This window comes from Candidatus Deianiraea vastatrix (assembly GCF_007993655.1).
Classification (GTDB): domain Bacteria; phylum Pseudomonadota; class Alphaproteobacteria; order Rickettsiales; family Deianiraeaceae; genus Deianiraea; species Deianiraea vastatrix.
Map to the genome: position 1 here is coordinate 1,054,095 of NZ_CP029077.1, position 20,441 is coordinate 1,074,535.

Genomic DNA, 20,441 nt, shown 5'->3' on the forward strand with positions numbered 1-20,441 from the left:
TTATGTCTGATATAATAATTAAATTGGCGTTTTTGGAATTTTTTAATGTTCCTTTAATAGTATATTTTTTTGCGTTTTTTTCTATATATTTATCTTTATATTGTAAATTTTTTCATATAAGAAATATAAAGAATATAGCGTCTTTTTTAAAAACGAAAGATTCTGGGAATAAGTCAAATCTTGGTGTTTTAATGGCATGTGTTGGAACTGTTATTGGGATTGGAAATATAATAGGTGGTGGGATGAGTGTTAAAATTGCAGGTCCGGGAGTATTATTTTGGATTTTAGTTGCATGTCTTTTTGCAAGTGCATTAAAATTTTTCGAGACTATGACATGCCTTGAGTATAAGAAAGCTAATGAAACTGTAGGTAATATATCATATTTTTGCATAAGATCTTCTTTTGGTAAGTTTTTTTCCAAGCCTTTTTCTATAATATATATTTTATGTTTTTCTATTGGTTATTTTGTAAATGGGTTAATGCAGGTTAATCAGATATTTTCAATTCTTGATTTTTCGATGACTACTAATTACATTTTTGCATTTTTTATTTCAGTATTTATATTTTATATTTTAAAAAATGGAATAACGCATCTTTCTAGTTTTATGGGAAAGGTTGTGCCGATTATGATGATTTTATATGTTATAATATGCTTATTTTCTATAGCTAAGTCAGAAAATGGGTTTTTGGGAACTGCAAGGATTATTATTGATAATGCTTTTTCTACAAGTTCTATTGGAATAGGATTTATGATTGGGTATGCAATAAGAAGGCTTTGTTTTGCTGCGGATATTGGAACTGGGCTTTCTGGCACTATATCTGCAGATATTAAGCAAGATCCAAAAAAGCAAGGTGTTGTTTCTGTATTTGAAATAATTTTTGTTGGAATTAGCGTTTTTATGACGGGATTTACAGTTGTTGCATCTGGAATTGATGTTTCAGATTTACATGGTGTTGAGATAATGAATAATGCGATATATCAAAGTGATATTGTTAAAATTATTTTTGCATTGATAATATTCCTGTTTGGAATTACGACTGCTTGTTCTTGTGGATTTTTAGCACAGCAAGGCTTTAGGGTTTTTGGAAAGAAGTTTATTGTTCAGATAATTCTTATTTTATATCCAATTTTAACTTTCTTTGCTTTTAAAATAGGCTTTTCACCTATATTAAACATTATAGATTCGTGTTTAATTCTTGCTGCTGTGATTAATATAGTTGCTATATTTAACTATAGGAAATTTTTTAAGACACAAACTATTTGATGTTATTATCTGAGTTGAATTTATTAATATTTTCTTGTACAAGATGAGCGTTTTCTTCTGCCCATTTTGAAAGTGAGTCAATTGGTGTTGTAAGAGAAAGACCAAGTTTTGTTAATTTATATTCAACTTTTGGGGGAATTTGAGGAAACATATGCCTTTCAATGATACCGGATTTTTCAAATTCTCTAAGCTGTTTTGTAAGCTCTGCTTGAGTTATATTATGTAAAGTTTTTTGCAGTTCTCCAAATCTCATAGTGTGATTTTCTGCTTGTAAAAGATTATGTATAATTCCAATAGCCCATTTATTTGCAAGAAGACTTAATGTTAAAAAAACAGGACATTTAAAATTGCCTTTTTTTGTCATTTTTATTTACTAATATTGACTTTTTATACTACATAAATTACAATTTTCAAGTTTTTTTTATTAAAGTTATATTAAATGGATTAATTCTTGACTTTTGAAAAAAATATTATATCTTTTGGTAAATTTTTAGCTAAAAATGTCTGTTATTGCTTTAATTGTTGCAGCTGGGCGTGGGTCTAGAATGGTTGCGGATTATGACATTCCAAAGCAATATTTGCCACTTGGAAACAAAACGGTTCTTAGAAGGTCTGTTGAGGCATTTGTAAATCACCCTGAAATTGATAATGTTTTAGTCGTTATACATCCATCTGATGAGGATTTATACAAGGAGTCAGTTGCTGGGCTCGATATTTTACCTCCTGTACTTGGTGGGGCGACTCGTCAAGAGTCTGTTCGTCGTGGTCTTGAATTTTTAGCACAAATTTCGCCGCAAAAGATATTAATTCACGATGTTGCAAGGCCATTTGTTGACAAAAAAACAATATCTGCTGTTGTTAATGAACTTGATTATTCTCGTGCGGTTTTACCTGCTGTTTTAATTGAGGATACTATAAAGAAATGTGATAATGCTAAGGTATTATGGACTGTTGATAGGTCTGAGCTTTGGCGGGCGCAAACTCCGCAAGGCTTTATTTATAGTGAGATTTTAGCAAATCATCAAATGTATAAGCACATGTCTTTTACAGATGACTGTGCAATAGCTGAGCATGCAAATATACCGGTTACAATAGTTGTTGGGTCTCAAAACAACTTTAAAATTACGACAGATTCAGATTACGACAGGGCAGAGCAGTTAATTGCGTCAATGTCAAATAATGTAAGCCTTGATTACAGAGTTGGAATTGGGTATGATATTCATCGTTTTACAAATGAGAGGTCGGCAAATGGGTCTATTACGCTTGGGTGTGTTGTTGTTCCGCATGAGTTTAAAATTGATGCGCATTCAGATGGAGATTGCGTTTCGCATGCTGTTATAGATTCCATTTTAGGAGCTTTAAATAAGGGGGATATAGGCACGCATTTTCCAAATACAGATGAGAAGTACAAAAATGCCAGCTCGATAGTATTTTTTGAAAAAATTAAGGCACTTTTAAAGATGAGTAGTGCAAAAATCAAGAATATAGACATAAACATTATAACGGAAAAGCCAAAAATTTCGCCGTATAGAGATTTAATATCTGCTGGAATTGCGGAAAATCTTGAAATTGACAAATCTTTAGTTTGCGTCAAGGGTAAGACAAAAGAGGGTTTAGATAGCGTTGGAAGTGGAAATGCAATAGAAGTTCAGGCGGTTTGTATGCTTGAGGTTAAAAGTATTGCTTAAATTGGTTTTTTGTATGAAGAAAAATGAAATTATATCTTTAGCTATAATTCTTGTAGCAATTTTACTTACTATATTTTTCTCATCTGGTAGTCAAAATGCATCAAATAAAATGAATGTAAATATCGCAAAAGAGCAGAAAGTGACTCAAACTGGTGATTTGAGTCAATCAAGCGTTAACGGAAATGTTACTATACATAATCATGTAACCGGCACTATTGTTGACAAAGATTTTAAATATACAGATATAAGTGAATTAAAGGATTTGAGTTTTGGCGATGTAAGAGCAAAGCAAAATGAAGTAGATATAGAGTTTTTTAAAAGGATTGCATTGGAGTATAGATATTTATCTGTTAGCAAATGCACTAAAGAAGAATTGAATTACTTTTGGAATAGGTATATGAAATATTGTATGAATTTGGCTGAAAAGTCTTTTATAGAAAATAGTTATTCCAAGGTAGACTTAAAATGCAGCAGTGAGGTTCTTTATGAATTTAAGGAAAAGTGCACTTAAGGATGGCTAATTAATTTTTTTGCTTCCCAAAAATCACAACATAGTTTTGAAGCATATTAATTGTTTTTTTTAACTATGCAAACTCAACTAAAAGATCAAATCGCACAGGCATATAATGACCTTAAGGCGGTAAATGATCAAGCATGTAACGACCCACTCGTTGCAGAGCAAATCCAAAAGCTAAATGATAAAATTGATGCACTAACTGTGCAGTTTAATGCTGAAATGGCAAAACAACAGGCAACAGTTGCGGTAAATTCTTTAATGCAAGCGGGAAATGCACAGCAAAAATCGCTAAAAATAGCACAGCCTGCATTAAATCTTCCAGTTGATCAAAAATCAGCTTTCGTAGATTATGCAAGAACTGGTGATTTTGTGTCAAATTATGACAGCGGTTATCCATTTTCTCAAAGAATGAATGACATAATTTTAAGCTTTTTGTCTGAAAAATCTGTTATTCGTAAATTTGCAAATCAAGTACAAGTTTCTCGCGATACTTTTGAATTTGTAAGAAACAAAGAAAGCGTTGCAGCTCAATGGTCAGATGGAACAACAGCTCCAGATTCAATTGAAGGTTATGAGAAATTAACTATCAAAATTAACGATCTTATAGCTCAGCCAAAGGTTACTCAAAAGCTACTTAGTGATGTTAATATTGACTTTGAAAACTGGCTTGCAACTGAGCTTGCACAAATTTTCCTTGTTCAAGAAAATGACGCATTTATTAATGGTAATGGTATCAACAAGCCACAAGGTATTTTGTCTTATGCAAATTCAGGCAGTGGAATTGAAACTGTTAAAAGCGGTGATGCTGCAAAGATTACTGTTGACGGTCTTGTAAATCTAATTTACTCTCTTGGAGATGTTTATTCAGAAGGTGCTGTAATGCTTATGAATAAAACAACTGTTCAGGAGATAAGAAAGCTTAAAGATGCAAATGGTCAATATTTGTGGATGCCAGGTATTTTATCAGGAAAAGCTGATACAATAATGGGCGTTCCATTATATACTATAAGTAATATTCCATCAATTGCAGCAGGCAGCCTTTGCGCTATATATGGTAACTTAAATCAAGGTTATTTAATTGCAGATCATCAAAATGTTGCAATTCAAAGAGATCCATTTAGTGCAAAACCATTTGTTTCATTTTACTCAACAAAAAGAGTTGGTGGTGATGTTGTAAATCAAAATGCGTTTAAAGTATTGAAGATTTCTGCATAGCACTTTACAGTTTTATAATTGCTATTTTGTAGACTTGTAGCTATTTTAAAAAACTAATCCCCGTTATATGCGGGGATTTTTTGCTTTAAAGACGAGGGTCTTTAATTATGAATTTTGAATTTGGTATTTCGCCATTTAAAGCAACATTTGTAAAGGTTAGATCGATTAAATCGCCGTCGCCCTGCTCTACTAATATTTTTGAAATTACCGCGTTTTTATCGAAAATCATTGTAAATTTACCACTTACTATGTCGGTTGCTTGCAAAAAAGTTATTGCATAGCCGCCATTTTTTTCATCGCTGCACTCTTGTATATTCATTTTTGAAAGCTGTTTATCGGTATTTAATAAGAAATGTGCAGGGGTTTTATCTTTTGGAATGTGGGAAATTTGCTCTAAATCTTTATCCAAATAAGTTGCAAGCTTTCCATTTACTCCGATTAAAGCATTAACCGCCCCTTTATTGTAATCTATAAGGATTTTCTCAGGTTTTTTCATCAAAAACTTACCGGATGAGTGATATTTTCCGTTGATATTTTGTGTAAAATCCGCCTGCATTGTAGATATTGACGAGAGAGCATTATCGTATTTTTCAAGATGAGTGCAATTTTCCTTTGCAAGAGATGTATTTACGAAAAATGTAATTAAAATCAAGGAAAGTATTGATTTCATAACTACTCATCAGATGGTGCAAGGTTTTTAGAAACTTCCTTGTCAAAATTTGCAATAATGCTTGAATTTTTCTGCATTTTATGACGAGTAATGGCGATTAGTAATGAATTTACAAGAAAGATTGCAACTATTATTCTTGTTAATTTTGTACCTGGGGAAACAGATGTTGCGGCAATTGAGGTATTTGCTTTTGCAACAAGTCCGTCGCTTGAGCCTTTGGATGTAACTACGATAATTAGTATGAAAATACCAGTTAAAATCTCGATTGTAATTAATAAATTGTATAATGCTTGCATATAATTTTTAATCCTTTAGAATATTTCTAAACCAATGTATATAATAAGCAAATTATTTTTTATGGAATTTAAAATATCAGATTTAAACGATGTTTTGACAAGGCTTGATGTGTTTTTAACATCAAAATTTAGCTTTTCAAGAACGCAAATAAGGGCGAAAATCGAAAATGGTCTTGCAAAGGTAAATGACAAAGTTGAAAAACCAAGTTATAAACTTGAAAATGGCGATATTGTAACGATTTTAGATGATTTTTTACTAAGCGATAAGCAAGATTTTTCAAAAATTAAGCAATACGACATTAAACTTGACATAGTTTTTGAAGACGAGCATCTTGCGGTGATTAACAAACCTGCCGGCCTTACAACTCACCCAGGTGGTGGAAATGTCGATAAAACCTTAGTAAATGCACTTGTTTCGCACTTTTCAAAGGAGAAATTATCAGATATTGCAGGTCTTGATAGGCTTGGAATAGTGCATCGCCTTGATAAAGACACAAGCGGGTTGCTTGTGATTGCCAAAAATAACGATGCACACAGGATTTTATCTGAAGATTTAAAGGAAAAGGAGACTTTTTTTCGCAAATATCTTGCAATTTGCTACGGAGTTCCAGTTCCAACTAGTGGAACTATTGAAAAATTCATGAAAAAAGGCTCATTTGCCGATGGAAAAATGATTATTTGTAACGAAAATGATAGCAATGCAAGATATTCAAACACATATTATGAAGTGGAAAAAACCTTTTTAAATGGGGCTTTTTCACTTGTCTCGTGCGAGCTTTCAACTGGAAGAACGCATCAAATTCGCCTTCATTTATCAAGCATGAAACACAGCATTCTTGGGGATAAAATGTATGAAAATTGCAAAAAATTCAAGCTTGAGGATGGCATAATGAGTAAAATTGAAAATATGAATAGACACGCTCTTCATGCGCAAACTCTTTCTTTTCTGCATCCAAAAACACGAAAAAAACTAGTGTTTAAGGCAGATTTACCAGAAGATTTAAAGGAAATTTTAAAAACTATTGATAAGTAAATACTTGACAAGTAATAAATAACTTTTAGACAAGGTTTAAAACATTTTTTTGTGTTTTACGATTTAAAAACTAACAAAGTAGTAAAATTTCATGATAAAGTTGAAACTCTTATTGCATATGACTCAGAGTCTCTTATTTCTATACTTGAAAATATTGAGAAATATACGCAAAAGGGATATTTTATTGCAGGATTTATAAGCTATGAGGCTGGATGTTATATTTTACCAAAGAAAGTGTATCACAAAAAGCTCAAATATCCACTGTTACATTTTGATGTCTTTTCTAAAATTGAGGAAGAAGATATAGAAATTCCAGATATTACAAATGGCTGTATTTATGATGTAAGTTATACAGAAAATGAAGATGAGTATAATGAGAAAATTGCAAATATTAAATCACATTTAAAAAATGGCGATACATATCAAACAAATTACACAATTTCGATGAATTTTTCTGCAAATTTAAAATCTGATGAATTATTTTATGCACTTTGCAAGGAGCAAAAATCTGAATTTGCAGCACTACTGCAGTATGATGATTATAAAATTTTATCTTTTTCGCCTGAGCTTTTTTTATGCAAGAGGGGTAATTTACTTACTTCAAAGCCTATGAAAGGAACATTTGGAATAAATGAAAGTGATGATAGTATTTTACGAAATGAAAAGGTAATATCTGAAAATTCTATTATTATTGACTTAATTAGAAATGATATGTCAATTATTGCAGAAAAGGGGAGTGTTGAAGTTGAAAATCCTTTTGAAATACAAAATTTTGGCACTTTGCGTCAACTTATATCAACGGTTAAATGTGAAGTTAGAGATAAATCATTTTATGATATTATAAGGGCGCTTTTTCCATGTGGGTCTATTACAGGTGCGCCAAAAATAAAAACAATGGAGATAATTGCAGAAAATGAGTCCAGACCTCGTGAAATGTACTGTGGGGCAATAGGCTATATAATGCCAAACAATGATTTTTGTTTTAATGTTGCAATTAGAACTATAGTTTTGAAAAATGATAAGTATAGTATGGGAATTGGTGGAGGTATTTTATATGAATCTTGCCAGAAGGATGAATTTAATGAATGCAAGCTAAAATCGCAATTTATAAGAAAGGTTAATAAATTTGATATTCTAGAAGAAGTGAAAATTGTCAATAGCCAAGTTCAAGATTATGAATTGCATATTGAAAATCTTAAATATAAAGCTGATTACTTTGGTTTTAATTTTATTAAGCCGATTTTACCTAGTTTGAAAGATTGCTCTTCTGGTATATTGCAAATAATGCTAAGTCAAGATGGTAAATATTCGTATTTTATTAAAGATTATGAGTCATGCGTAAAAAAAGTTGAAATATTGGATATAGAGAAAGATTTTAGCAAGATTTTAGGTAGATGTTCTGACATTTCAGGTAAAAGAAGTGATATTTTTGACATAATAATGTTTAATGATGGTGGAATTATAGCAAATACTGCGCGTGGGTGTAAAGTTTTTATCAAAAAAGATGATATGTATTTTAGCCCTATTTGTAAAGAGAAGATAGTTACGAATATTTCATCAAAAATTATTGTTGATAATTTAGATGCAAGGGTTGCAAGTATGACGATAGATGAGCTAAAGAGTGCTGATTTTGTATATTTATTGAGTGATATTTATGGCTTTTTTGAGGTAAAGATATGATATGTTTAATTGATAATTACGATTCATTTACATATAATATTGTTCATCTTCTTGAGAAAATTGGAGAGGATGTTGTAGTACTTAAAAATGACTCTACTATATATGATATTGATAATTTAAATCCCGCGAAAATCATTATCTCTCCCGGGCCGGGAAGTCCAAATGAGTCAGGAATTTGCTTTGAGGTGATTGATATTTTTAAAGATAAGTTACCAATTCTTGGAATTTGCCTTGGGCATCAGATTATTGGGCAGTATTTTGGATGTAAAATAGGGCATGCAGGATATGTTATGCACGGCAAAAGGGTTGCAATATCGCACAATGGAAATGGCATATTTGAAGGCATTGTGGAGGATTTATTTGTTGCAAGGTATCACTCTCTTGCAATTAAAGAGATTTCAGAAAGTATAGAAATATGTGCTAGGGATAGGAAAGATGAGGAGATTATGGCTATAAAGCATCAATATCTTCCAATATTTGGTGTGCAATTTCACCCAGAGAGTTTTTTAAGTGAAAATGGAGATATATTGCTTAGAAATTTTTGCAAGGTGTAATATAATTAAATATTGTGTGCGTGATATAATTTATAATAAAGGGAGTTTTCATTTTTTAGCATTTCTTCATGTTTGCCGGATTCTGCTATTGAGCCATTTGCAAGCAGAAGTATTTTATCACAGAAGGTTACTGTTGATAATCTGTGAGCGATTATAATAGTTGTTTTACCTGTGATTAATTCATTTAAGGCATCTTGAACATCTTTTTCAGTTTTGTTATCAAGGGCTGATGTTGCTTCGTCTAGTATTATAATTGGTGCATTTTTAAGCATAGCTCTTGCAATTACTAGGCGTTGTTTTTGACCTGTTGAAAGATTACTACCCATGTGTCCAACTTTTCCATTTAATTTGCCTGGTATATTTTGAATAAAGTCATAAGCGTTTGCAAGTTTAAGGCATTTTTCAATATCGGCTTCTGTATAGTCTGATATTCCATATGTTAGGTTAAAGAGTATACTTTCATCAAAAAGAAAGGCTTCCTGACTTACATAGCTAATATTTTTGCGTAAATGCTTAACGCTCATTTCTTTTATATTTACGCCATTTATTGATATACTGCCTGATGATACATCATAAAAACGCATAATTAATTTTACGATTGTAGATTTTCCGCCGCCTGACTCGCCAACTAATGCAATTTTTTCACCTGCTTGAATGGTTAAATTGATATTATCGAGAATTACAGATGATGTATCTTTGTCTTTGTAGCTGAAGGATAAATCTTTTATTTCAATTTTAGGATTGTAAATGTCAATATCCTTATCTTTACTAGATTTATTATAAGATATTTTACCTTCTATATTAAAGATTTCAAATATTCTGACAATGGATATATAGCCGTTTTGAAGGGTTGTGCTAATGCTTGATGTTGATTTTAATGGTTTATAAAGCATTAAGAGGGCAGTTAGGAATGAGAAAAAGTTACCAGCTGTCATTTTTCCGTCAATTACGCCGTATCCGCCGTAAAGTATTACAAGGGCAATTGCAAAGCCACCCATGAATTCCATCAAAGGGGAGCCTATAAAGCCTATTCTACTTGATTTTATTTCAAGATCGAATAATTCGTTTGTAATTTTTTTCATACTTCCTATTTCGCAATCTTCTTGGGCGAAGGATTTTACTGTTTTTATTCCATCGAATCTATTTTGCAGGAAGATATTTAGTCTTTCAGATGAATTTTGGAATATTCTTACAACTTTTCGAAGTTTTGATGTGAGTTTTATCAAGGGATAAAATGCTATAGGAAAGCCAATTAAAGCTATAATTGACAATTGCCAGCTTTTCCAAAACATTAGGCCAACTAGAAAGAATATTGTAAAAAGTTCTTTTGCAACGCCAATAACAATTGATTCGATAATTTGCCTAATATTTCTAATATCTGTATTGAAGTATGTAATAATTTTTCCTGTTTGTATCTTTGAAATATCATCCATATTTAGTGATATTAATTTTGAAAAGAGATCTTGCGAAATTTTTCTTGAAATTTTACCATTTATGATACTAATAATTAGCTTATATAGATATACGGAAATGGATTTTGTGAAAAAGACTATTAATATCATTCCACATATATTCCAAAGTTTTTTAATATCTTTTGAAATAAAGATTTTATTTATTATTGGGTCCATCAATTGAGCTGATGCTGCTGTTGCAATTGCCGCTATTATCATTAAGACGACTGAGACGCAAAGTAGTATGTAGTTTGGCTTGACATACATCGAAATGAACTTTGTCCATACTGTCCAGTCCATTTTTGATGTATTTTTCTTGCAAGCCATCTGAATGATAAAAAACGAAAGTTTTTAGCAGACAAATGATTTACCGACAAGAATGCTAACAATTGCTGGTCCGCCAAAGCAGAAACCAACACCAATTACGACTGCAACGACAGTACCCCATGATACTTTTCCAAGATAGAATGATATACCGATTACGAATATTACAACAACAACTATACCACGACCAACTTTACCTGTTGCAAGAAGGTATACGCCGCATAGCGCATCGCCAAATGGATTTGATTCGGTACTTCCTGCTTTTACATAGCATACTCCAAAGGTAGTGTCGTTTGAGCCTGGTTGAATAACGGTTGTTCCATCGTCATTTCTGCAAATATATCCTATTGTACATTGACGAAGTGCAGTACATATTGTTTCACTTGGTCTGCCACATTTACCACTACTTGCTTGACAAACAAGACCTGCATCGCAATTACTACCATCATCACCTGTTGAGCTTGCTGTTGTTAAATTACATGCAGCACCTCTTGCAACGGCATTTGCTTTATTTGTTGCCGTTGAAAACAGAATAACAATTGACAAAACTAAATATTTTAGCATAAATATCTGAAAATTTAACCTATTATAAAACTAATTATATAATATTCAAGAATTATTTTATTTAATATTGTTCATAAATTTAAATTGACAATTAAAAATGTTATTTTATATTTCTTTACAAGAAGATGCGTAAATTAAGTTTTATGAAAAGATTATTTCAAAGGGAAATATTAACTTTAATTACGCTATTTTGCACCGAAATTAAAACAAGAAATGCGAAAATGATGCAAATGCGTTTGTCATTTTAGAGTTGCTAGCTCCGAAATGACGAATAAATTTCTATAGCTTTTTTTGTTAATAATTTTTTGATTTTTATGTTAGAAATATATAAATTTGGTGGATCGATTTTAAAAAATGCTGATGATATAAGGAAGATTGCAGATATAATTATTAAGGATGGGAATAAAATTAATATTTTTTCAGCCTTGCATGGTGTTACAGATGGTTTGATTAAGATAGCAGAGTATGCAAGTAAGAAGGATGTTAAATATATAAGCGAGATTGATAGTTTAAGAGATTATCATCTTAAGATATGTAGTGATCTTGGGGTAGATAATAAGGAAATAGGTGAAATATTAATTAGGGTAAAAGATATTTCGGAATATCTATATAAAGAGGGGTTTTATGATTTATCATTACTTGACTTGATTGTTGGATATGGTGAAATTTTATCTTCCAATATTGTTTATTTATTTCTTGCCAAAGATTCATCTAATATTGAGTTAATAGATGCGAAAAATTGCATTAGAACTGATTCAACATTTACATCTGCTAAGGTTGATTTTGAAGCAACTTCCAGTTTATGCAAAAATCTTGTTAATATAGGCAAGATAAATATTATTACAGGATTTATAGCATCAGATGGAGAGGGCAGGCCAACAACGCTTGGGCGTAATGGGTCTGACTACACTGCGGCTCTTTTGGGGAAGATTTTTTCTGCAGGGAAAATTGTTATATGGAAAGATGTTGATGGTGTTTTTACTGCAAATCCGAAAATAGTTTCAAATGCAATTCAGATTAGCAAAATATCATACAAAGAAATGTCTGAGCTTTCGTATTTTGGAAACAAGGTTGTTTCATTAATGGCTCTTAGCCCTGCAATATCTGATGACATTCCAATTTGTATAAGAGGTTTATATAATATTACAAACGAAGGAACGCTGATATCGTCTAAAACAGATGAAGAAATGGGAATTAAGGGTATAACTGCAATAGAGGATGTGTCTTTAATAAATATAAATAGCTTTAATATACTTGGTATTGGAGAGTTTTTAAAGCAGGTTTTTAGTGCAATTAATAAGGCAAATATTAATATTATTATGATATCTCAGTCATCTTCTGAGTCTTCAATATCAATATGCGTTAGAAGTGATGAAATTAATGAGGCGATTAGGGTTATAAATAGTGAGTTTACAAAGGAGATAAGGGAAAATATAATTAGCATAGATGTGAAGAATAATCAATCTATTGTTGCAGTTGCTGGGTTTAAAATTGCAAATCAATCTGGTTTATCTGGGAAAATATTTAGCAATTTAGGTCTTGCAAATATCAATATTAATGCAATATCTCAGGGGCTTTGTGCAATGAGTATATCTTTTGCAGTTGACTCTAGTGCATTAAATTTATGTGTAAAATTAATACACAATTCTATTTTTGAAAATAAATGTGTCAATTGTCTGATTATTGGAAATGGCGTTGTTGGCTCGAGCGTTATTAAGATGATTAACTCTCAGAGGCAGTATTTTTTAGAAAAAGGTATAGATTTAAGGATAATTGGATATGCAAATAGCAAGGAAGTATTTTTACCATCTGGCGAGAGTTTTAAGTATTCATCATATGATGAGATTATATCTTGGTTTAGCAAAGAGGCGTTAATACACTATGTGTTAATTGATTGTACATCTTCTGATGATTTAGTTGCAAATTATAGGAAATTTATAGATCATGGATTTAATATTGTAACGCCGAATAAAAAAGCAAATACACTTAATTTTGATGAATTTGAGAAGTTGCAAAATTGCCTTAAGGTAAATAAGAAATACATGTTTTACGAGGCAAATGTTGGGGCTGGTTTGCCTATTATATCGACAATTAAAGATTTAATTGATTGTGGTGATGAGATAGTAAAGATTGAAGGTATTTTTTCAGGCACATTAAGCTATATTTTTAACAATTTATCAAATGGTGTAAAATTTAGTGATATTGTTAAGATGGCGAAGGAAAATGGTTTTACAGAGCCCGACCCTCGTGATGATTTATGTGGAATGGATGTTGCGCGAAAGTTGTTAATACTTGCAAGAATGATTGGATATAGGATAAATCTTTCAGATTTAAAAATACAAAATCTTGTTGATGCAACGGATGAGCAAATATTTGAGATGTTTGATAGTGCAAATAAAGAAAATAAAACACTGCGTTATGTTGGGTTAATTGAAGATGGTAAGGCATCTGCAAAAATTATTGCTGTTGACAATGATAGCCCGCTTGCATCAACCAAGCATACGGATAATATAATATCAATTACAACAAAATTTTACAACAAAACACCACTTGTTATTCGTGGAGCAGGAGCAGGAGCCGATGTTACTGCAATTGGAGTTGTATCAGATTTGATTAAGCTTGCAAATATATTGCTGTAATAGGCTGAGATTGCTTGCGTCTTTTGGGCTTGGGTGAGGTATTGTAATTTCTAATGCAGTGCAAATGGTATAACTATTTTACTACTATGTCTTTTGGGCTATTGGTATTTGTTAGCTTTTCAGATATATTTGACGCTGGCGTTAATTAACTTGACAGTAAATCAAATAGTCTTTTTGCAAATTTGCTTGGATTTTTAATGCCTTCATCTTGAGCCACGCATGCGATTTCAAAAACTGCAAATGCCATGTCTTTACCTTTTGTATTTCCAGCTTCAAGCTCTTTAAAAGCTTTGATAATAAGCGGGTTATCTGGGTTAATTTCAAGCATTTTTAGTGTTGCATTTTTAAGCTGACCTTGGGCAATTAAAAAGCGTTCCATTTTTATGTCCATTGCACCTTCGGGAAGGGAAATACATGCGGCGCTATCTGTTAATTTACGGGAGATTATAACATTTTTCACCATGCCGTTTAATGCTTCTTCGAAAAGCTTGACCATTTTTTCATTTTGATCATGGTTTTTATTTTTCTCTTCATCAGTTTTTGCATTGTCAAGGGATAAATCAATATCAGCGCGGTTAATTGACTTAATATTTTTTCCTGCGTAGTCAAAAATTACCGTTGTCCAGAAAGTATCGACATGATCTGTTAAGTATAAGACTTCAATGCCTTTTTTGATAAATCCTTCGATTTGCGGGTTAGATTCAGGGTTTTCTTCGTCTGCTATGCAATAATAAATGTCATTTTGCACATCTTTCATGCGGTCAATATAGGTTTTTAGCGAGACAAATTCGCCGTTTGAGCTTGATGTTTTGAAAATGCAAAGATCAAGCAGGCTATCTCTATCGCTTAGGTGTTCGCAAAGTCCTTCTTTTAAAACCGCGCCAAAGTTTATCCAAAATTTCGTGTATGAATCGAAGTCTTTTTCCATTTTAGTTTTAAGCTCAGAAATGACTTTTTTAGTTATTAAATCACGAATTTTGCCAATTATAACATCATCTTGCAGTGTTTCACGAGAAATATTTAGTGGAATATCTGGTGAGTCTATTACTCCATATAAAAACCTTAAATATCTAGGAATTAATTGAACATTGCTTTCGGTTATGAAGACTTTTTTAACATAAAGCTTGACACGCGTCATGCGGTCTGGGTGGAAGAGGTCAAAGGGTTTATTTGATGGTATAAAAAGTAGGTTTGTATAGTTAATATTTCCCTCGATATTATTGTGTATTGTAAGCCATGGGTCACCTGGAAGATGAGCAAGTGAGCGGAAAAATTCGGTATATTCTTCATCTTTAATGTCTTTTTTTGCCCTTGCCCATATTGCAACTTGTTTATTTATTTTAACTTCATCAATTTTTTCCTCATGTTTTAGGAAAATTGGCACGGTTATGTGATTTGAATAGCTTTCAATTATGTTTTTAATCTTGAATTTATCGAGATATTGCTCTTTAAAGTCATCTTTTAAATAAAGGGTGATTTTAGTTCCACGGTCGATTTTTTCTTCAGATTCAGCTACTTCATAAGTATTTTTACCGTCTGATTTCCATAAATAAACACCGTCAACGCCTGCTTTTTTTGATATAACTTCAACATTTTGAGCAACCATGAAAGATGAATAAAAGCCAACGCCAAATTGCCCTATCATATCCTGCATTTTTTCAGGTGAATTTGAGCTTGAAAGCTGTTTTATGAATTCGCCAGTGCCAGATTTTGCTATTGTTCCAAGATGTTCTATCATGTCTTCTTTTGTCATTCCAATTCCATTATCACGCACTACAATTGCATTTTTTTCACGATCGATTTCAACGGTTATTGTAAGGTCTGTATCATCGCCGAGTAAATTTTGGTCAAAAAGGCTTGCATGACGGAGTTTTTCGCATGCATCTGATGCGTTTGAAATAAGCTCACGCAGGAAAACATCTTTATTTGTATATAGGGAATTTATCATTATATCAAGAACTCTTGATATTTCGGCATTAAAACTTTTAACTTCAGACATAAAACTAAATCATTTAATATAATATATTCAGTTTTTAAAAAATTTCAAGGGCAAAATTTATATCAACCGTTATCTGGGTAGACAAATAAAATACAACCGTAGTTGTTTTTTGATATTGAGTCCGGGTTGTATGATACTGTTTTTATATATCCGGCAGTTGACATTTTTGATGCAGATACATCTATTGCTGACCAAGCGTTTGTGGATATAGGCGAATTTGTTAAAGGTGCATCAATGCAAGAGCCACCTTTGGAAGATCTATCAATTCCATAAAAAGGATATGGATTATCAGCCAGTATAAAGCCAGTTAATGGTTTGCCGTCATCAATTTTTAAATCTAAATTTTTTGCTTCGCTTGCTGACATTACAGGTGATTGTGGTGTCATTTTTGCGTCTACCACTGTTGTAGATGCAGCATTTGAGTAAAGTCTTGCCATGAAAGAGACATCTGCTACTAGTACTGGATTTGTGTCAATAGATGTGCTTGGATTTGCAAGTGTCATGTTTGGATTTAGTCCATTTTTACCAACCAAAGCGAAAAGTGGAAGGTTTAAGATTAATCCATATTGCTTTGCGAGGGATATACCAGTATTTGCAACTGATGTTCCTGCGAAGTAATTAGCTGATACACCTGGAACCCAGACTGCATTTATATTATATTTTGAGTAAGGCAGTAAATTACCAACTAAAATTCTGCGTATGAAGTCAAGATCGCATTTATTTGAGCCTGTTGCGCAGTCGTTTTTAATACTTGGCGTTCCTGAGCTACTTGTGATAGATTGGGTATTAGTTACTGCTGTAATGCCGTATGCAAAAGATGGATTTGTGTCAAAAAGTGATAGCATGCCAACTTGTTTCATTAGTCTAAAAGCTTCAAGACCTGACATTGAGATTAATTTTAGTACATTTGGATTGTTTTTTTGAAACATTGAAAGGTAACTCCAGCCTGAGTTGACTAAATAAGGTGGCACGCCGTACATGGTTTCGAATTTTCTAGATTCCTCTCTTATTGCAGAGACTTCTCTGGTAAGAACATACATTCTATATTGATTTTGAACATATTCAACTGCGACAACTGCAACTGATAGCATTCCTGCGAAGATGATTATGAATATCAATAGCTGTATCATTGAGCCGCGTTTTTTTCTTTTATTATAGATTTTCATAATTATATTTTTTTACCAGATTTAATAAACGACACATTTCCATCATTTCTTTTATATACAAAACATATGTCACCGGTTTTACTGTCAATATAAGGAAGGCCTGCAACGCCTAGGAGATCCATTTGCATAACAGCTTCATCAGATGAAAGAATTTCTACTTTTACATTTTTTTCTTCAATAATTTCATTTGTGTCAATTTCTTCAAAATCATTTGTTTCGTCGTAATTTGCTGTAATTTTATTAAAGTTATGATGTTCGGCTCCTTTTGATGAGCGTTTATGATATGTAGCAAATTTATCTTTATATTTTCTCATTTTATTCTTTAGTTTTGTAATTGCTGTATCAAAAGCAAGAGATATAGATGATTCTATGGAATCTGTTCTTAAAATAATGTCATGACCGCCGTGAATGACAATTTTGCATTCAATATCTCTATGTGCTGAGTTAAAGTCTATATTTATTTTGATTTCATCTTGATCTATGTTTGATAGATATATCATAAGTTCCTCCTGCATTGTATTGTTTATATAATCTCTAAATTGAGATTTGATTTTTAAACTATCATGGTGAGCAATTTCAATATTCATATGTATAAATAACAACTTACTTTTCAAAATGATATTAATGATTGATAATTAAAAATCAAGCTTTTTTTTCTTTTTGAAATTGGATAATAAAACTACTTGACAATAATTTTTGATTATAATACATTCTTTGGTCTTTGCTAAAGTGTATTATGGAAAAAAATAAACTTCCCGTTCCAGATTATTGGTATTGTAATGGGGATAACTCTATTGGTCAAAAAATGAATAATCCAAGTTTAAAGGCAATGAATCTCTTGAGTGGTGAATTTGAAAGAAGGAATGAACTTGCGTCAATGCTCGGTTGTAAAGTTATTTCATTTGTTGAATTTCTTAAAAAGAAGTGCGAAGATGCTGATTTAGATGAAAATGATGCGGCAAACATGGTTTTGTGTTATTATTTGAAAGATGTGACAAAACCTAAAGAAAGAAAGCACATTAGTGATGTTTTAGAAAAAATGCGAGAAAAAAACCAATCGATTTCATTCGATAATGTTAATGAAGTTGATGAATTGATGAAAGAGATTGTAAAGGGACATGTAACTGATTCTGAATCAAAATTAGCTTCGTATAAAGCCAATAAAATAAGTATGCTAAATAGTAAAAGTTTTGATTTGCCTGCTGAGATTAATATTAGTAATGCTTCTTACAATCCATCAATCATAGCTCAGTTAATAGGTTTAGGGTGTATTTCTTGCACTGATGAAAAAGATATTTACTCAATTTCTAATTTAGATGATGCTATTAGGCTTGCTGAAGCTGGAAAATTAACTATAAATAGTGAAAAGCTTATTGAAAATCCAAAAGCATTAAAGTTATTTAAAGATGGAATTGCCCATTCAATTAATAGCTCATGTCTTAGGGAAAATAATGGAGGATTTGCATTTCTATCAAAAGGAGAGTTTAAAGCTGCGAAAATTGCTCTTGTATGTTTTTTGGTTTTAGTTGCAGCGGTTTTAGGTGGTATTGGTATATTTGCACCAGGGTTATTTGGTTTAGTTGCGGGATCTCTGTTTAGCAATCTGATTGGAATTGTATCTTTTGTTGTTTCTTGTTTGGGTTGTACGTGGGGAATGAAAAAATGTTATGATGCTTATAAATCTTTAAAAAAGCATGATAGATCTGATCAGAAAGGCGTTGTAATAGACAAATCTCTGGCAAAAACGATTACGATGGAATCGTCACAAGATTTACCACAAAGAAAAGACAAGAAATTGCCACGCCTCTTGAAGTCTGAAAAAGTTCCGAAAGAAGAGATTGATGAAAAAGGAAAGATGTATAAAAAAGGAGATCCTTACAAAAAACAAAAAGGAAATAGTCGCGAAGAAACGGATTCTGAAGCAGGAACTCCTACTAAGAGGCGAAATAGTGCCAAAGGGGTTGAAAAACAACTAAAATGCTTCTAGTTTCTTATGTTTGATGTAAAAGCAATTGAGAAATTTGAGAAAAGACGAAATGGAAGTATTTTAGAAATTGAAAAAAATCTATATAATGCAATTTTCGATGATTACAATGATCTGGTAAATATATCAAAGAATTCGCAGCTTGTTATTGATACAAAAAGCGATTTTTTATCGAAAAAGCTAGGTTTTAGTGCAGAGCATATTTCAAGTTATGGGATTTACAATGGTGAAATACTCATAAATAAGACATTTGATGCTGTATTTTCAATTAATAACATGCATAAGATAAACAATATACGCAAATATCTGGAAAATGTGAAATTGATTTTAAATGAAAATGGAGTTTTTTTTGGAACAATGCTTGCAGGTGATAATATAATTTCGCTTTGTAACGCATTTTATAAGGCATATCAAGAGCATAATCTTGGGTTTGTAAATCATTTTCTTCCAGTTGTTGATATAAAGCAAGTTGGGTCATTAATGCAGTCAATTGGATTTAGAAATGTTGTTGTTTCGGCTATGTCGCATAAGGTTGAATATAGAGATATTTTTGATGCAATTAGTGAAATACGATTATTATCAGAGCAAAATTGCATGGAAAAGCGTGATAAAAGACCTATATTACGGAAAGTTATTAGATCAGCTGATGAGTTTTTTGAAAAAAATGTTGAATATAACATTGTATCAATTTTTGCCCAGAAATAGGGATTTACAATTGTGTCATGAATTGCATCCTTTACAATCGTAGTGAGAGTGATGAACTGTAGAAAAGCTCGTTCCGCAATGGATTTTTTGATTAATACAGTAAAATTTTACATCTTCAAATGCTGCAAAGCTGTGAATATCGTGTGAAATCACTATAAAACTTGAGTTTTTATGGATAGATTTGAAGAATTTATAAAATATTTCTTGGCTGTCAAAATCTAAATTTTGATCCGGCTCGTCAAGTATTATTAAATCGTAATTTTTGCGTATATTTGCAACCAAATTTACCTTTTGCAGCTGCCCACCTGAAAGATCTGCAAGTTGTAAGTTTGCTATTGATTTTATATTGAAAGCGTTGTATAGCTCTTCGTAAAATGGGTATTTTTCCTCGATGTATTCTAGGAATTTCCCAACTGTAATTGGCATATTTTTTGCCGGAATTAATTTTTGTGGAGCAAAAGATATACTTGCGTTTTTTGAGATTTTGCCTTTTTGAAGCTCTATTTCACCAAAGATTAATCGCGCAAGAGTTGATTTTCCGCCGCCGTTTGGGCCGGTAAGCACTATAAAATCACCCTTGTTTATATCAAAAGAAACGCCGTCCAGCACTAGGTTTTTTGCGTATTTAAAAGACAAATTTTCAATTTTTACTATATTTCTTGACATAAAAGAAAAAGCTATTTTACTTATT

Annotated in this window: 19 protein-coding genes; 10 read left to right on the forward strand and 9 right to left on the reverse strand. The window is 31.8% G+C overall.

The genetic code is table 11. From position 1 onward, the window contains the following. Window positions 1–2: 2 nt before the first annotated feature. Window positions 3–1,265: an alanine:cation symporter family protein gene (locus deia_RS05060; RefSeq protein WP_146821198.1), complete on the forward strand. Its 1,263-nt coding sequence runs from the start codon at window positions 3–5 to the stop codon at window positions 1,263–1,265. Here deia_RS05060 and deia_RS05065 read toward each other — a convergent pair. After that, window positions 1,258–1,629: a winged helix-turn-helix transcriptional regulator gene (locus deia_RS05065; protein ID WP_146821200.1), complete on the reverse strand. Its 372-nt coding sequence runs from the start codon at window positions 1,627–1,629 to the stop codon at window positions 1,258–1,260. The two genes, deia_RS05060 and deia_RS05065, sit on opposite strands and share 8 nt — an antisense overlap. 136 nt (window positions 1,630–1,765) lie before the next feature. Here deia_RS05065 and ispD point away from each other — a divergent pair, with 136 nt between their 5' ends. The 3 genes from ispD (at window position 1,766) to deia_RS05080 (ending at window position 4,685) form a co-directional block, all read left to right on the forward strand. After that, window positions 1,766–2,953, forward strand: a complete 1,188-nt coding sequence (gene ispD, locus deia_RS05070; RefSeq protein ID WP_146821202.1) for a 2-C-methyl-D-erythritol 4-phosphate cytidylyltransferase — start codon at window positions 1,766–1,768, stop codon at window positions 2,951–2,953. A 13-nt stretch (window positions 2,954–2,966) separates the two neighbouring features. Next, the gene (locus deia_RS05075; RefSeq protein WP_146821204.1) at window positions 2,967–3,464 is read left to right on the forward strand and encodes a hypothetical protein; all 498 of its coding nucleotides are present in this window, start codon (window positions 2,967–2,969) and stop codon (window positions 3,462–3,464) included. 75 nt (window positions 3,465–3,539) lie between these two features. Then, the gene (locus deia_RS05080) at window positions 3,540–4,685 is read left to right on the forward strand and encodes a phage major capsid protein (RefSeq protein WP_146821206.1); all 1,146 of its coding nucleotides are present in this window, start codon (window positions 3,540–3,542) and stop codon (window positions 4,683–4,685) included. A gap of 85 nt (window positions 4,686–4,770) precedes the next feature. Here deia_RS05080 and deia_RS05085 read toward each other — a convergent pair whose 3' ends face one another. Together deia_RS05085 and deia_RS05090 are read right to left on the reverse strand one after the other, a co-directional pair. Next, complete coding sequence (locus deia_RS05085; protein WP_146821208.1) at window positions 4,771–5,355, reverse strand: LolA family protein; 585 nt, start codon at window positions 5,353–5,355, stop codon at window positions 4,771–4,773. 2 nt (window positions 5,356–5,357) lie between these two features. Next, window positions 5,358–5,651: a hypothetical protein gene (locus deia_RS05090; RefSeq protein ID WP_146821210.1), complete on the reverse strand. Its 294-nt coding sequence runs from the start codon at window positions 5,649–5,651 to the stop codon at window positions 5,358–5,360. A 61-nt stretch (window positions 5,652–5,712) separates the two neighbouring features. Between deia_RS05090 and deia_RS05095 the strand changes: the two genes are divergently transcribed. From deia_RS05095 to deia_RS05105, 3 genes are read left to right on the forward strand one after another with little or no spacing between them, the layout of a single operon-like run. Next, complete coding sequence (locus tag deia_RS05095) at window positions 5,713–6,684, forward strand: RluA family pseudouridine synthase (protein ID WP_161982875.1); 972 nt, start codon at window positions 5,713–5,715, stop codon at window positions 6,682–6,684. A 51-nt stretch (window positions 6,685–6,735) separates the two neighbouring features. Continuing rightward, complete coding sequence (locus tag deia_RS05100) at window positions 6,736–8,364, forward strand: chorismate-binding protein (RefSeq protein WP_161982876.1); 1,629 nt, start codon at window positions 6,736–6,738, stop codon at window positions 8,362–8,364. Next, window positions 8,361–8,918: an anthranilate synthase component II gene (locus tag deia_RS05105; protein WP_146821216.1), complete on the forward strand. Its 558-nt coding sequence runs from the start codon at window positions 8,361–8,363 to the stop codon at window positions 8,916–8,918. Before deia_RS05100 ends, deia_RS05105 begins: the two co-directional genes overlap by 4 nt. Window positions 8,919–8,923: 5 nt before the next feature. Here deia_RS05105 and deia_RS05110 read toward each other — a convergent pair whose 3' ends face one another. Further along, window positions 8,924–10,696, reverse strand: coding sequence for an ABC transporter ATP-binding protein (locus deia_RS05110; protein WP_146821218.1), 1,773 nt, complete (start codon window positions 10,694–10,696; stop codon window positions 8,924–8,926). Window positions 10,697–10,720: 24 nt separating this feature from the next. Next, window positions 10,721–11,257, reverse strand: coding sequence for a TrbC/VirB2 family protein (locus deia_RS05115; protein WP_146821219.1), 537 nt, complete (start codon window positions 11,255–11,257; stop codon window positions 10,721–10,723). A 314-nt stretch (window positions 11,258–11,571) separates the two neighbouring features. Here deia_RS05115 and thrA point away from each other — a divergent pair, with 314 nt between their 5' ends. Beyond that, entirely contained in the window at window positions 11,572–13,896 is a 2,325-nt protein-coding gene (thrA, locus tag deia_RS05120) for a bifunctional aspartate kinase/homoserine dehydrogenase I (protein WP_146821221.1), read from the forward strand. A 145-nt stretch (window positions 13,897–14,041) separates the two neighbouring features. On the opposite strand, the gene htpG is transcribed toward thrA, so the two are convergent. The 3 genes from htpG to deia_RS05135 all read right to left on the reverse strand — a co-directional run bounded on the left by htpG (window position 14,042) and on the right by deia_RS05135 (window position 17,648). After that, complete coding sequence (gene htpG / locus deia_RS05125; protein WP_146821223.1) at window positions 14,042–15,895, reverse strand: molecular chaperone HtpG; 1,854 nt, start codon at window positions 15,893–15,895, stop codon at window positions 14,042–14,044. Window positions 15,896–15,957: 62 nt separating this feature from the next. Next, window positions 15,958–17,061, reverse strand: a complete 1,104-nt coding sequence (locus deia_RS05130) for a hypothetical protein (protein ID WP_146821225.1) — start codon at window positions 17,059–17,061, stop codon at window positions 15,958–15,960. A gap of 2 nt (window positions 17,062–17,063) precedes the next feature. After that, window positions 17,064–17,648, reverse strand: a complete 585-nt coding sequence (locus deia_RS05135) for an HPF/RaiA family ribosome-associated protein (protein ID WP_146821227.1) — start codon at window positions 17,646–17,648, stop codon at window positions 17,064–17,066. A gap of 149 nt (window positions 17,649–17,797) precedes the next feature. On the opposite strand from deia_RS05135, the gene deia_RS05140 reads away from it, so the two are divergent. Further along, window positions 17,798–19,048, forward strand: a complete 1,251-nt coding sequence (locus deia_RS05140; protein WP_146821229.1) for a hypothetical protein — start codon at window positions 17,798–17,800, stop codon at window positions 19,046–19,048. 6 nt (window positions 19,049–19,054) lie between these two features. Next, window positions 19,055–19,750: a hypothetical protein gene (locus deia_RS05145; protein ID WP_146821231.1), complete on the forward strand. Its 696-nt coding sequence runs from the start codon at window positions 19,055–19,057 to the stop codon at window positions 19,748–19,750. A 15-nt stretch (window positions 19,751–19,765) separates the two neighbouring features. Here the strand turns inward: deia_RS05145 and deia_RS05150 are convergent, their stop codons facing one another. Further along, window positions 19,766–20,416: an ATP-binding cassette domain-containing protein gene (locus deia_RS05150; protein ID WP_146821233.1), complete on the reverse strand. Its 651-nt coding sequence runs from the start codon at window positions 20,414–20,416 to the stop codon at window positions 19,766–19,768. Between the last annotated feature and the right edge of the window lie 25 nt (window positions 20,417–20,441).